Origin of the sequence: Paraburkholderia aromaticivorans, assembly GCF_012689525.1 — a bacterium.
Taxonomy (GTDB): Bacteria; Pseudomonadota; Gammaproteobacteria; order Burkholderiales; family Burkholderiaceae; genus Paraburkholderia; species Paraburkholderia aromaticivorans_A.
Genome location: NZ_CP051516.1, coordinates 3925597 through 3938599 on the forward strand (window position 1 = coordinate 3925597; position 13003 = coordinate 3938599).

Consider the following 13003-nt stretch of genomic DNA (forward strand, 5'->3'; position numbering starts at 1 on the left):
AATTGAAGCGGCGCCCTTGCCGCGTGTTTCACGGACAAGAGCGCGCTTGCAGTTAAGTCAGAGCAGACCTGGCTGACAGGACGAGGCTTGCGCCTCGTCCGTCACGGCGCTTACCACTGGTACGAAGCACCCACACCCACCGTCGTGCCTTGCGAGCTCGTACCCGCGCCGGCCTTCATCTTCAGGTTCTCGGTGATACGTGCGGAGACGCCGAGCGCCACGGCCTGCGAACCCTTGTACGTGCCGCCGCCGATACCGACCGCGATCGTCTTGCCTTGATCGACGTCCGGAATCATCGTCAGCGCGGTAGCTGCCGCGATACCTGCGTAGGCGCTCTTCGCGACCTGGTCGACGCTGTTCTGCACCGAGTTGATCTGCTTATCGGTGTAGTCCTTCGCCGTCATGCCGGCCGGCAGATTGCCGACCGACGAGCCGATTGCGTCGTTCAACTGGCCGACGTTGACTGCGTCGGTCGTTGCCGTACCGGCTGCCACGTTGGTGATCTGGCGTTCGTTGCCCGCCGAACCCACCGACACCGTGTTGTCACGGTCCGCCACCGAACTCGCACCCAGTGCCACCGAGTTGGCCCCGGTCGCCTTCGCGTTCGCACCCATCGCCGTGGAATGCGTGCCGCTGGCGACTGCTGCCTCCGTGTCACGGTTGCCGTCTGCTGCGAACATCGGGTTGCTCGCCGCGGTGGCAATGTTCGTGACGGTGGAGATCACCGCGTTCATCTGGCTGACGTTGACTGCGTCGTCACCGGCCGTGCCTGCTGCCACGTTGTGGATCGTCGTACCGCCTGTAGCGCCGTTGCCCATCGTGACGCTGTTGTAGTTGGTCGTACCGTCCGCGTTGTGGTCATACGTCACGGCAGCGTTGGTCGTGCCATCCGGATTGATCACGCCCGACGCCTTCAACTGCGCGACGTTCACCGCATCTGTATCCGCCGTACCAGCCGCCACGTTGGTGATCTGGCGTTCGTTACCCGCCGAGCCCACCGACAGCGTGTTGGCACGATCCGCCACTGAGTTCGAACCCAGCGCGACAGAGTTCGCTGCCGTCGCCTTTGCGTTGCCACCGATCGCCACTGCATCCGCACCCGTCGCCGACGAGTCCGCCAGCGTCGAGTTCGTGTGGAAATACTTGATCCCGCCACCGTTGGTGATGTTATTCACCGTGTTGCTGATGTTGGTGACATTACCCGCGATGTTCGTCACGTTGCCGCTCAGGTTCGACACGTTATTGCTGACGTTATTGACCTTCGCATCTTCCGACTGCAACTGGCTCACGTTCACCGCATCCGTTGCATTCAGGCCTGCTGCAACGTTCGTGATGCGACGCTCAGCACCCGCCTTGCCAACCGACACTTCGCCACCAGCTGCCGTGGCAGCCGAGATCGCCGTGCCGCCAACCGGCGTGAAGCCTGCCGTCGTCAGCGTCGCCGAGTTCGCCACCGAGTTCGAGCCCAGCGCCACCGAGTTCGCCGTCGTCGCCAACGCCGCACCACCGATCGCCACTGCATCCGTACCGGTGGCCGACGAATCCGCCAGCGTCGAGTTCGTGTGGAAGTACTTGATGCCGCCACCGTTGGTGATGTTGTTCACCGTGTTGCTGATGTTGGTGACATTGCCCGCGATGTTGCTGACGTTGTTGCTCAGGTTCGACATGTTGTTGTTGACCGTGTTCACCTTCGCATCTTCCGACTGCAACTGGCTCACGTTCACCGCATCCGTTGCCGCCGAGCCGGCCGCCACGTTCGTCACGCGACGTTCCTTGCCTGCCGAGCCCACCGACACTTCGCCGTTGGCTGCCGAAGCACTGCCCGAGAGCGTACCCGTGCCCGGGTTGTAACCCGCTGCCGACAGGTTCGCCGTCGTCGTCGAATTCGCGCCCAGCGCTACCGAGTTTGCTGCCGTGGCCTTGGCGCCGCCACCGACTGCGACCGTATTGGCTCCGATAGCCTGGGCGTTGGTACCCAGTGCGGTGGCGAAGGACGTGCCCCCCGCGCCGCTGGCCGTCGACGACGCGCCCAGCGCGATGTCGCCAAGGGCCACAGCCGATGCCGAGTTGCCTGCCGCAAAGGTATAGTCAGCGGCAGCCGACGCATTCGAGCCCAACGCAATTGCGCTTTGTCCCTTGCTGACAGTGCTACTGCCGATGGCCACCGAACTGCTTCCGCTGGAAGTAGCCGCCGTGCCAATCGCCGTCGCGTTGGCGCCCGTCGCAGACGAATCGGCTCCAGTCGAGTTCACGTGGAAATACTTGATGCCCGCACTGCCGTTGGTGATGTTGTTGACGGTGCTGTTGATGTTCGTGACGCTGGTGCTCAGGTTGTTCACGTTGTTGTTGACCGTGTTCACCTTCGCATCTTCCGACTGCAACTGGCTTACGTTCACCGCGTCCGTCGCCGCCGAACCGGCCGCCACGTTCGTCACGCGACGCTCCTTGCCTGCCGAACCCATCGACACTTCACCATTGGCTGCCGAAGCAACACCCGACAGCGTACCCGTGCCCGGGTTGTAACCCGCCGCCGACAGGTCCGCCGTCGTTGTCGAATTCGCGCCCAGCGCCACCGAGTTTGCTGCCGTGGCCTTGGCGCCGCCACCGACGGCGACCGTATTGGCTCCGATAGCCTGGGCATTGGTACCCAGTGCGGTGGCGAAGGACGTGCCCCCCGCGCCGCTGGCCGTCGACGACGCGCCCAGCGCGATGTCGCCAAGGGCCACAGCCGATGCCGAGTTGCCTGATGCAAAGCTATAGTCAGCTGCAGCCGACGCATTCGAGCCCAACGCAATTGCGCTTTGTCCCTTGCTGACAGTGCTACTGCCGATGGCCACCGAACTGCTTCCGCTGGAAGTAGCCGCCGTGCCAATCGCCGTCGCGTTGGCGCCCGTCGCAGACGAATCGGCTCCAGTCGAGTTCACGTGGAAATACTTGATGCCCGCACTGCCGTTGGTGATGTTGTTGACGGTGCTGTTGATGTTCGTGACGCTGGTGCTCAGGTTGTTCACGTTGTTGTTGACCGTGTTCACCTTCGCATCTTCCGACTGCAACTGGCTTACGTTCACCGCGTCCGTCGCCGCCGAACCGGCCGCCACGTTCGTCACGCGACGCTCCTTGCCTGCCGAACCCATCGACACTTCACCATTGGCTGCCGAAGCAACACCCGACAGCGTACCCGTGCCCGGGTTGTAACCCGCCGCCGACAGGTCCGCCGTCGTTGTCGAATTCGCGCCCAGCGCCACCGAGTTTGCTGCCGTGGCCTTGGCGCCGCCACCGACGGCGACCGTATTGGCTCCGATAGCCTGGGCATTGGTACCCAGTGCGGTGGCGAAGGACGTGCCCCCCGCGCCGCTGGCTGTCGACGACGCGCCCAGCGCGATGTCGCCAAGGGCTACAGCCGATGCCGAGTTGCCTGATGCAAAGCTATAGTCAGCTGCAGCCGACGCATTCGAGCCCAGCGCAATCGCGCTTGTTCCCTTACTGACGGCGGAAGTGCCGAGGGTGACCGAATTGTTTCCGCTGGCGGTTGTTGCTTGGCCAATCGCGGTCGATCCGCTGCCTGAGCTAGTAGCCGCCTGACCCATGGCGATGGTCGCAGTGTTTTGCGCTTGCGCGTTGTTACCGACCGCCACGGAGTTGTTGCCAATCGCCTTCGATTGTGTGCCGATCGCCGAAGAGTTTGAACCGGAAGCGGTGCTGAGCGTGCCAAGTGCCGCTGAGTAGCTTCCCGCACCCATTGCGCTTGCGCCCAATGCAATGGAGCGGTCACCGCTAGCTGTCGCGTTCACACCCAAAGCAGTGGTCGCGCCAGCGCTCGCTTGCGATAACGCACCAACAGCCGTCGAATACATACCCGATGCCGACGCCGATGAGCCGATTGCCGTCGAAGATCCGTCCAGGTCAGATCCGCCGGGGTTAGCGGCGTACGCAAGGTTACCGATGGCCACTGTGTAGTTGTTGCTGGCTTGGGAATTGGATCCCATGGCGATCGTACCGCTTCCGCTGGAAGTTGCTGCCATGCCAATCGCAACCGCATTACTCCCCGTCGCCGACGAGTCGGCTCCAGTCGAGTTCGCATGGAAGTACTTGATGCCACCACCGTTGGTGATGTTGTTCACCGTGCCGTTGATGTTGGTGATGTTACTGTTAAGCCGGCCCAGCGCCGCATCCACCGTGCTGAACGCCGAACCCACGTCGGTTGCCGCGCCGCTCGTGCCATCGATCGCGTTCGCGTTCGTCAGCGCATAACTCGGCGCATTGATATTGCCCGTAGTTGCGTTAAACGTCGTACCTAGCGCAGTGGCTGCGGTAGTACCGACGGAGAACAATTGGGACCCGTTTACGGCGTCGAGGCTCGTAGCAGAGAGACCACCAGCGGCCATCCCCTTGATCTGTTTCGCCGCGCCGGTACCGCCCGTCACGTTGCCGTCACCGTTCATGTACAAGGTGTCCCAGGCGTAGATACCGTTGGCGGCGTGCAGCGTCATGTGCCCACCTTGGGTGACGGTCAGGAACGCGGGTTCGCTGCGGGTGAAACCTGCACCGTATTTCGTGAACAGGCCAACACCGTCCGTAAATCCGCCGTCTGACGGTAGCGCGCAGCCTGATGCGTTAATGCCGGCGTTAGTGCCGTTCTGACAAACCTCTACGCCGGCAGCCCCGCTGACGGCAGCCGCCCCCGCATTCGAAATAGCACCCACGCCAAGCAGCGCGCCCGCAGCCAAAATGGCCGTTGCGGATTTGCCGCTCTTCGTGCGTCCCTTGGCTAACTCCGAAGCTACTGACCAAGAACCCGCGACGTCATTCCAAACGGTTTTATACGATTTATTCACAAATTTACCTATTTAATTTGCAGTGACATGTTCAACGCTGCGCTGCCCCAGAAGAATGGCTTAGGCATCGAATGGCAACCAAGGCCTATGAAACGGCGTAGGAAAAATCTCAAATTCCCACAGTCACCCCGAAATTCATTGGAGCAATGTCGCAAATATAGGTATCGTCACCCGTGCATTGAATAAGACATGTCTTAAACTAGATCGCAATTGCAAAAATCTGCCAGGGCAATCGCATGAAGCTCCCAAGCCAAGCAGCGTCGCGCCGTAGGAGTCGTTGGCACAGACCTTCAGGCGGGGGCTCTTCGGTCCGAGCTTGGCGGAGGTATCACGTTTGAGCAGATTCATGGCGATACGGCGCAGGATCGCGAATTTCTGCGCAGCGTTCGGCAACCGGATGCGGCACTTAGTGCTCGCCGAAAGCTATGTCGAGTACCCACCAGTGCATGCCGTTCTGAGCGCGCCAGTAAGAACGCATTGCATGGGCGTTCCGGCACGCGTTGGCGGGCAGACTGCTGATGTAGTAATGAGATGCTCGGCAGGCGCCACACCGCAGGTCTCGCGCGTGGCTTCAACCATGGCGAGCGTGCGTGAGCCGGGCCAGCGTCCATCGACCTTGCCAGGCCGGCGTAAGGAGATGTCCCGGCTCACGCAGTGCCGTGTCCATATACGGCCATAGTCGTTGTTAATCTCGCGATATTCATAAACCGTACCTGCGTACTTCGCGGGCCAGTGCTCCAGTGCATCAAAGGTGCCGCTCACCGGGCCCGCCAGCGCCGACTGACTCCCCTTGACTGCCATACATTGCCAGCCTGCGCGCGGTTGATCTTGCCGGCAATGCGTTCTGGCGACCCATCGCATCAATTGTCACAGTCGCGCCCTTGAGCAGCAGTGCATCCAGTAACTCGGGAATCGCGGTGATCTCGTTGCTTCTGTCCGCCGGGCGCACATGCGCCAGTACCATACCGAGACCACTGCCGTAGGCAGACACCAGGTGCAGTGCCCGCTGCTCGCCGCGATGAGGGTCACGCACCGTCTTGCCGTCAACGGCGAGCACCTCGCCGCTCAGCGCCACGCAAATTAGCCACCCAGCGCATGAAGCAAGCTTCGAACTGCTGCGCATCTAGCGCGGCAAACCTGCGCCCGAACGTGTCGTGAGACGGTACACCGTTGACCAGTCGCACGTACCGCCGCAACCGGTCGAGCTTCACCTCGGCCCAGGCCTGAATCTCCCCCAACTGTCGGCACCCGAGAGAATCGCGCACAGCGCCACCACCAGTATTTCCGTCAGATCATGGACTGGCGTGCGGCTGCGCGCATGGCGCAAATCACAAAACGCCTTTTCAATACTCAGCACTTCCTGCATCACGTCTTCCGAACCCGAAAAGGCAGTGGAAACGCGCCTTAAATCGTGCTTACAACCGGCTCTTCACTATCTGTAACGTTTCATGCGATTGCCCTGTTAATTGACCGATCGCGAATAAAAGACCAAGACCAGCCTGATTGCGATAAACGACATGACTTAGCGTCGTCCATAAAATTCTTTCTTTTTAATAAAGCGACCCCGAGTCCGGAATTTTTTTAATCAACAGTTGGAATTTTATGAATAGTCCCGTGGAGAAATCCGATCACCATCCAAAAAATCGAAATCAATCGATTCGACAAAAAATCTGCCAAGCCAGGACAGTCGCCAAAAGCGCCCGATTACATTAGCGGACCTTATTCCAGGCGGTACCCGCAACCCAATCCTGAACAGCACGGTTTTGTCCCTTGGCGCGTGACCTATCGGCAGAATCACCAGCCCGGCATCCGCGTTCGAGAAATCTTCAACAAAGAATAGTGATGAAACCCGTCGCCATCCTGACCGTTGCAGGGCCGCTGCTCTCGTCCGCTGCATCGATTTCGTGCGCCGCTACGCCGGACGAAGCCGCGCTGCTCGCACGCGAACATTCTTAGGCCGAGGCGGCGTCGAGTCACGTCGAAGCTGCACTCGACAAAAGCGCTCGACGACTCGTTCGTCGAGGTGACGGCCAACGGCATGCGCCGCAGCAAGGCCGACGCGCTCGCCGCGCCAAGCCTGGCAGCGGGTTCGTCCCAATCGCTCGACCAACTCGAGGAACATGTGAGCGGGGACACCGCCGTCGTCACCGGAGTGAATTACTATTCGCCCGCCCCCCGGCGCCGTGCCGATCAAATTTACATTTACCGCCATCTATGCAAGACGGCCTGATGGCTGGCGTGCCATCTCGTCTCAAATGGAGCGCAAGCTCGTGCAGTAACGTCGCATAGCGGGTACTCAACGTGGTCTGGTGGCCGCGTCCGACATGGCGCGGCGCCGGTTCATCAAAGGGAAATGATGAAACACGCAGGCTTCCTGGCCGCCATAGGCCCATCGACCTGCCTGCTGGCCACCCGGCTTCAAACGGAGGTGCTAGTCGAGGCCGCGCTTGCAGCGATAAAGCAAACACGGGTGGAAGCCTATTCACGACGACCGCGTGACGCTCGACCGCCTGCTCGGTGACTCGTTCGTCAAGACGATGCCTGACGGGGCCCGTCGCGAAAGGGCCGACGTCTTGTTAGCGCCGACGCGCGGGGAGCTGAAGGTGCGTGTCTTTGGCAATGTCGCAATGGTCTCCGGTGTCAATCACTACAGGCCCGCCTCTGGCATGAACGCAACCGATTACGCTTTCACTGATGTGTACGTGCGCCGTCGAGATGCATGGCGTGCCCCGTCGTCACGTACGACGCGCGGGGCCGGCGCATAAGTGTTCGGATAGCGTGCTGCTGTCTGTCAGTCAAAACCCACGAGGCGCGATCTGTTCCGTTCGCGCCTCTTTTCATTGCTGGAGCGTATCGGAAGTTCGTCTTAGTGCGCTGACGCGGCAACCGCTGCGTCTGCCTTTCCCTGTGCCGATTTACGCGGCGCTGTCGCGTGCGGTTCACCCTCCGCTTCAGCCTTCTTCGCTTTCTGTCCCGCTTCAGCCAGAAGTTTCGCCGCAGCACTAGCCGTAATCCGGCGATGAGCGATGCCACGCGCATCGAGCGCAATCACTTGATACAGTTCGCGGTCGCATTCCACTTCCCGCTCATACTCCTCGCACGTTTCAACCAGCAACTCAAGCAGCACTTGGCGGCTGCGTCGTTCGTGGCTCGTCAGTGCGGGGTTCCTATATATCGAGGTCGCAAGCGTGGCAAGTCTGTTGAGTTGAGTCAATTGTCGTTCGCACGAACCGAATGCCGACAGGGCGAGCTTTTCGTACTGCAAGGCATCGACAGGCGGGCGTGAGGTGTGTTGATTTTTGATGGACTTGCTCATGGTGCGATCTCCCTAAGACTTACCTGGATCGCCCGACACTCGCTTGCAAGGAGGGTGAGCGGGCATGTAGCGAAGTTGACAGACCGGGCTTGAAACAATCCGGCGAGCCTTGCGACTCCTCCACCACAGCCCGCCCATAGAAAATACAGACGTGCAGAGATAGACGCACGACCCGCATGGCGAGTGTGCGGTTTCAAGCGGTCGGGTAGCAGCGGCGCATTGCTGCGCCGCCGCCCCCTTGAACCGGACGTGCGAGTCACCCCGCATCCGGCTCAAGCCATTCTTCAGCACCAGGCATTGGCACCGAGCGGTTTGATGGAACGAGTTTTGGTGTGACGGCGGATGAAGTAGTCGTCCCAAGCTGGATCGAATGGATGGGCGCTGCCGCAGATCTTGACGTACCGCGTAATCGGGACCGTCGATGCCTGGAAACGTTGCAGCCCATGAATACCGTAAGCCACACTGTCCGTGGCAAAGACCCATGAACGCCATCCATCTACCCGGAAGTATTATTTCCTCCTCACCCACCGTGCTCCTTTCCTGGGATGCCTGCGTCTTGCCCCGTGCCAGAGCAGTTGCCAGATGTGCGAGTCTACCCATGAGAAAGTCACTTTCGACACAACATGACGGTGATGCATTGCCCATCCCCGAATGACCGGGTTAAGCCTGTGTATCAGCGCTTCCTGTGCGCCACTCGCATGGCCTTTGATGATCACTCTGACCTTGTCGAGCAGCGACTTTATGCTTTTCCTCGCTGGCTTGATCAGTAACTTGCCGCTGTACTTGCGCACGTTCTGACCGAGGAAATCGAAACCGTCCGCCATATTCGTGATCCGGGTTTTTTCTTCTGAGAGTTCCAGACCCCGAACAGCCATGAATGCCCTGACCGCCGGAAGCACCCGGGATTCCAGTACCTCTTTCGATGCACCGGTCACCACGAAATCATCGGCGTAGCGGATGACGTTAAGCTTCGCCTGTTTGCGAGCGTGTCTGGAAGCGCCTACACTTGCATGGACCGCTGCTTCCAGTCCGTCTAACGCCATATTCGCGATCACGGGTGAGATGACACCCCCTTGCGGGGTGCCGGCCCGTGACTCGAACAGGGTTCCCTCATCGATATCCGGCCTGCATCCACTTGCGCAGGACTTCCTTGTCCATCGCCGCATTCTCCAGAATCCAGGAGTGACTGAAGTTGTCGAAACAGCCTCGGATATCACCCTCCAGAATCCACTCTGGCGAGGTTCGCCTCGCCAGAGCGTTGAAGCAGTGCTGGATGTCATCGGCAGTCGAGCGTTCGGCCCGGAAGCCGTAGGAGTTGACATCCGCCAGAGTCTCCGCGATCGGTTCCAGTGCGAGCTTCCATAAAGCCTGCATCGCCCGGCACCTCATGCACGGGGACGGTTAGCGCGAACTGCACCAGCGCTCAACGAGTATTTGGGATGGGCTGAGATCTGCCATCCATTCCATCCGTTAAAAGGTCAACGTTTTCCAGTACTGAAGACCCGGCGCGTCGGCGGGGTTGATACGCTGCTTCTGGGTCATGCAGAACGCGGCAGCTTCAGCATTGCCCGCGAATGGACCGACTGGGGCATGCCCTCTGTTCACGACGGTGCTGGCGTCACCGCGTGCCGCTTCGATCTGGACATGCTGCTAGAGCTGATCGACCTGATCGACCAGCTTGCCGTTTCGGCCTCGAAGAAGTCATCCACCAAAGGAGCTTGATCAATGGATATTCTTGACCTAGTATCAGACCAGTTAGATACGTGGTCTGATCATGCAAGACACACCATCGTCGACTTTGCGCAGGCGTCGTGCCCAGTTGCTGCGGCAAATGCCGGCTCTGGACACGCTGCTCAGGGGCTCGCTCATCGAGCGCTACAAGCGCTGCGGCAAACCTGGCTGCAAATGTGCCGACGGCCCCGGTCATGGCCCCAAGTATTACCTGTCGGTGAGTTTTCCCGGCCGCCGGCCACAAATGGACTACGTGCCGCAAGACGATTACGCCGACGTCACCGAGCGCCTGGCGAACTATCACCGGGTTCGCGAGATCATCGAGGAGATCTGCGAGATCAACCGCGAACTACTGCGCCGCCGCGAGGCGATCTAAGGGACGTCGGTGAGCCAGACGCCATCGCTCACCGACTGCATCGATCCGCACCTGGCCGGCGTACTCATCGCCAACATGCTCGAGGCCTGGCTCACCGCCGGGTCCGCGCTGGAACCGAGTGAGGAGGCCGTCGATGAACCCCAAGATCACCCCGCAACATCTGGGCAAGCCGGCGTACATTTATATCCGCCAGTCGACGCAAGCCCAGGTGCTGCACCATCAGGAGAGCACCGAGCGCCAGTACGCGTTGAAGGACAAGGCGCTTGCATTGGGCTGGACCGAAACGGCGATCCGTACGCTGGACCGGGACCTCGGTCACTCGGGCGCGCAGATGACGGGCCGCGAGGACTTCAAGACGCTGGTGGCGGATGTCTCGATGGGGCAAGTGGGTGCAGTACTTGCCCTGGAGGTGTCACGCCTGGCACGCTCGAACCTGGACTGGCATCGCCTGCTCGAACTGTGTGCGCTCACTCATACCCTCGTGATCGATTCCGATGGTTGCTACGATCGGTCATGTTGATGCCCTCATGTGTTTGCTCGCGGGGCGATAACGAGATGGTTTCGCACGCCCGATTTGAGCTCATGGAGAGCGGATATGCTCTCCGGGGTATTGGGAAACAGGAAACGTTTGTCATGCGAATCGCGCTGGACACAGATGACGCCGTCGCGGATGCGTCGCTTGATCCACGAGGTCGAAACCTGCAGGGATTGCGCGACATCGGCAACGGTCAACCATCCAGAGATGTGCCGCGCACGCATTGATCTGGCGTCGTGCAATACACGATGACGCTGCCGGATGAGCTGTACGGTCCGTGCCGGGACATGGCTGCATCGGGCCGAGTGATACCCCTCCTGGGACAGTATTCCGGCTATTGTGGCATCGTCGATGCCCTGCCGGGCAAGTTCAAGCACGCGGGCTTCCATCTCGGCGCCCCTGGTGAGTGCCCGCGCGGCATGCACACGCGGCTCGACCTCCAGTTGGGAGATCTCACCACCTCGCCAGACAACACGGATTGCGATCCGATCACGCGTTACCCGGTGCAGGATCACTTTATCAATCAGGGAACGCAGCAGGGCCTTCTTGCTCTCGCGATTGACTTGCGGTCGCTGCCAGATTTCCGGTAGCTGGGTACCGAGCGCAAGAAAGTCATTTTGCTCTTCAGCACTGAGCGCCTCCGGTTTGCATGCCTCAACCTGATGACGGGCAAGCGCATCCTCCGCCTGTCGCAGTTCGCGCAGCGCCGTTTCCCACCGCCGTTCAAGCTCGGCAGCAATCAGACGGTTATCCGGATCGACGCGATTGTATTGGCGCTCGGCCAGGAGCGCCTGATAGCGTAGCCGTTCGACCTGCTGCACCTCTGCCCGGTTGGCGGCATCACGGGTCTGCTGTCTTGCATGGTTTGCACCCGCCCACGTTTCGAGCTCCGCGGGTCCAACTGCCGCGAGGAAGGCCTCCACGACCCGCGCATCAATAAGGTCAGCAGGGAGGTGCTGGCATAGTTGGCCACCCTGACTACGCAGCAGATAGTTACAGACGTACCTGTTCGCATTCTTGTACTGCACCGCCATCTTGTGACCGCATTGCCCGCACCAGACGATGCCCTGGAGCACGGCTGCACCGTCGCGGGGTATCCCGCGCGTCTGGTTTCGCTGATATTCCGCATGGTTATCGCGCAACATGGCCTGGACCTGTTCGAAACGTTCCCAGTCGAGGTAGACAGGATAACGGTCTTTCACGACGATTTTCCATTCTGACATAGGACAGCGTTCTGTGATGAGCTTGCCGTTGGCATAAGTCGAATGGCACGACCGGGTTCGACCATAGACGAACGCACCCGCGTAGGCAGGATTCTTCAGAATCGCCGTGAGCATATTGGCCGTTGGTGAACGCCAGATGATGTCGCCAAACCGGTCGCGCCGCGGCAAGGTCAGCGCGTGATCGCGGAAGCGGCGCATTACTTTGCCCACCGACCCAAGACCCAGAAACGTCGTAAAGATCAGCGATACCCGATCCTGCACCTCCTGGTTCGGATCTTTATGCACCATGCCGTTGGTGTCGCGCTCGAGTCCTGCGGGTAGCAGCAACGCCAGTTCACCGCGCTTTGCCTTGTTCAGCAGTCCGGCCGTCAGGCGGCCACGCAGGGTGTGCAACTCGACCTCGGAAATCGTGCCCTTCAAACCCAGCAAAAGGCGTCCGTTCGCAGAACCCGGATCATATACGCCATCGCGATCGCCGATAAGACATTGGCGAAACCCACACAGATCCAGCAAGGGATACCAGTCCGTGCAATTACGTGCAAGCCGGGTTACTTCGTACGAGAGGATGATGCCGACCTCGCCCAGGGTCACGCGGGCAATCACATCCTTGAAGCCCTCACGATGCGAAAGCGTCGAGCCACTTAGGCCAAGATCCATGTCGACCACCTCGATATTCGCATCATCCCAGCCCAGATCGCTTGCCCGCTGGCGCAGCGCATACTGCAATCGCAGGCTTTCCTGATTGGTTACTACCTGGTTCGGAGTGGATTGCCTGATATAGATTATTGCCTTACGGCACAGATGTCGGGCCGTTACAAGTTCCGATGTCATGGCTTGTCCCTCGAGGCAGCAACCGTATTCTGTAAATCGCAATTCCCATCTATTATCAAGCACTCCTTATTTAAATAGAAGACTGATCCATGATTTTCTGGTGACTCCAGCTCTCTGGCCACACGAACCAGTTCCCGGACGCTATCGGCCGATAGT

At 60.0% G+C, this 13003-nt stretch carries 12 protein-coding genes and 1 pseudogene; 4 read left to right on the forward strand and 9 right to left on the reverse strand.

The genetic code is table 11. The features are described from left to right. Positions 1 to 110: 110 nt before the first annotated feature. From HF916_RS45905 to HF916_RS51295, 5 genes and pseudogenes are all read right to left on the reverse strand, one after another. Positions 111 to 4490, reverse strand: coding sequence for a YadA-like family protein (locus HF916_RS45905; protein WP_240975729.1), 4380 nt, complete (start codon positions 4488 to 4490; stop codon positions 111 to 113). 267 nt (positions 4491 to 4757) lie between these two features. After that, positions 4758 to 4835, reverse strand: a pseudogene (locus HF916_RS52175) (ESPR-type extended signal peptide-containing protein); the annotation flags it as partial. Between the two features lie 745 nt (positions 4836 to 5580). Further along, positions 5581 to 5958 carry an ISAs1 family transposase gene (locus HF916_RS51285; protein ID WP_240975730.1) on the reverse strand — a complete coding sequence of 126 codons (378 nt, stop codon included), beginning with the start codon at positions 5956 to 5958 and terminating at the stop codon, positions 5581 to 5583. Then, a complete protein-coding gene (locus HF916_RS51290; protein WP_346777741.1) occupies positions 5879 to 6100 on the reverse strand; it encodes a transposase family protein in 222 nt (73 codons plus the stop codon). Before HF916_RS51290 ends, HF916_RS51285 begins: the two co-directional genes overlap by 80 nt. Then, entirely contained in the window at positions 6043 to 6201 is a 159-nt protein-coding gene (locus tag HF916_RS51295) for a transposase family protein (RefSeq protein WP_240975884.1), read from the reverse strand. The genes HF916_RS51290 and HF916_RS51295 overlap by 58 nt, the downstream gene beginning before the upstream one ends. A gap of 1171 nt (positions 6202 to 7372) precedes the next feature. Between HF916_RS51295 and HF916_RS52180 the strand changes: the two genes are divergently transcribed. Further along, positions 7373 to 7600 carry a hypothetical protein gene (locus HF916_RS52180; protein WP_431311473.1) on the forward strand — a complete coding sequence of 76 codons (228 nt, stop codon included), beginning with the start codon at positions 7373 to 7375 and terminating at the stop codon, positions 7598 to 7600. A 101-nt stretch (positions 7601 to 7701) separates the two neighbouring features. Here HF916_RS52180 and HF916_RS45920 read toward each other — a convergent pair whose 3' ends face one another. From HF916_RS45920 to HF916_RS51600, 3 genes are all read right to left on the reverse strand, one after another. Then, positions 7702 to 8151: a hypothetical protein gene (locus HF916_RS45920; protein ID WP_168795205.1), complete on the reverse strand. Its 450-nt coding sequence runs from the start codon at positions 8149 to 8151 to the stop codon at positions 7702 to 7704. Positions 8152 to 8660: 509 nt separating this feature from the next. Then, positions 8661 to 9317 (reverse strand): group II intron maturase-specific domain-containing protein, encoded by a 657-nt coding sequence (locus HF916_RS51595; RefSeq protein ID WP_346777742.1) that lies wholly within the window; start codon positions 9315 to 9317, stop codon positions 8661 to 8663. Further along, positions 9262 to 9525, reverse strand: coding sequence for a reverse transcriptase domain-containing protein (locus HF916_RS51600; protein ID WP_277352298.1), 264 nt, complete (start codon positions 9523 to 9525; stop codon positions 9262 to 9264). The genes HF916_RS51595 and HF916_RS51600 overlap by 56 nt, the downstream gene beginning before the upstream one ends. 60 nt (positions 9526 to 9585) lie before the next feature. On the opposite strand from HF916_RS51600, the gene HF916_RS45930 reads away from it, so the two are divergent. From HF916_RS45930 to HF916_RS45940, 3 genes are all read left to right on the forward strand, one after another. After that, the gene (locus HF916_RS45930) at positions 9586 to 9873 is read left to right on the forward strand and encodes a Y4bD/Y4pK family protein (protein ID WP_168788185.1); all 288 of its coding nucleotides are present in this window, start codon (positions 9586 to 9588) and stop codon (positions 9871 to 9873) included. 109 nt (positions 9874 to 9982) lie between these two features. Beyond that, entirely contained in the window at positions 9983 to 10258 is a 276-nt protein-coding gene (locus HF916_RS45935; RefSeq protein ID WP_240975129.1) for a DUF6788 family protein, read from the forward strand. Between the two features lie 133 nt (positions 10259 to 10391). After that, positions 10392 to 10778: a recombinase family protein gene (locus HF916_RS45940; RefSeq protein WP_240975130.1), complete on the forward strand. Its 387-nt coding sequence runs from the start codon at positions 10392 to 10394 to the stop codon at positions 10776 to 10778. A 5-nt stretch (positions 10779 to 10783) separates the two neighbouring features. Here the strand turns inward: HF916_RS45940 and HF916_RS45945 are convergent, their stop codons facing one another. Continuing rightward, complete coding sequence (locus tag HF916_RS45945; protein WP_168787656.1) at positions 10784 to 12847, reverse strand: recombinase family protein; 2064 nt, start codon at positions 12845 to 12847, stop codon at positions 10784 to 10786. Positions 12848 to 13003 lie beyond the last annotated feature (156 nt).

Excerpts from the sequence above, each read along its gene's own strand:
- HF916_RS45940 (WP_240975130.1), top strand. The coding sequence starts at position 10,392 with ATGAACCCCAAGATCACCCCGCAACATCTGGGCAAGCCGGCGTACATT.
- HF916_RS51600 (WP_277352298.1), bottom strand. The coding sequence starts at position 9,525 with ATGCAGGCTTTATGGAAGCTCGCACTGGAACCGATCGCGGAGACTCTG.
- HF916_RS51595 (WP_346777742.1), bottom strand. The coding sequence starts at position 9,317 with ATGCGGCGATGGACAAGGAAGTCCTGCGCAAGTGGATGCAGGCCGGAT.
- HF916_RS45935 (WP_240975129.1), top strand. The coding sequence starts at position 9,983 with ATGCCGGCTCTGGACACGCTGCTCAGGGGCTCGCTCATCGAGCGCTAC.
- HF916_RS51285 (WP_240975730.1), bottom strand. The coding sequence starts at position 5,958 with ATGCGCAGCAGTTCGAAGCTTGCTTCATGCGCTGGGTGGCTAATTTGC.
- HF916_RS45945 (WP_168787656.1), bottom strand. The coding sequence starts at position 12,847 with ATGACATCGGAACTTGTAACGGCCCGACATCTGTGCCGTAAGGCAATA.
- HF916_RS45905 (WP_240975729.1), bottom strand. The coding sequence starts at position 4,490 with ATGACGCTGCACGCCGCCAACGGTATCTACGCCTGGGACACCTTGTAC.
- HF916_RS51295 (WP_240975884.1), bottom strand. The coding sequence starts at position 6,201 with ATGCAGGAAGTGCTGAGTATTGAAAAGGCGTTTTGTGATTTGCGCCAT.
- HF916_RS45920 (WP_168795205.1), bottom strand. The coding sequence starts at position 8,151 with ATGAGCAAGTCCATCAAAAATCAACACACCTCACGCCCGCCTGTCGAT.
- HF916_RS52180 (WP_431311473.1), top strand. The coding sequence starts at position 7,373 with ATGCCTGACGGGGCCCGTCGCGAAAGGGCCGACGTCTTGTTAGCGCCG.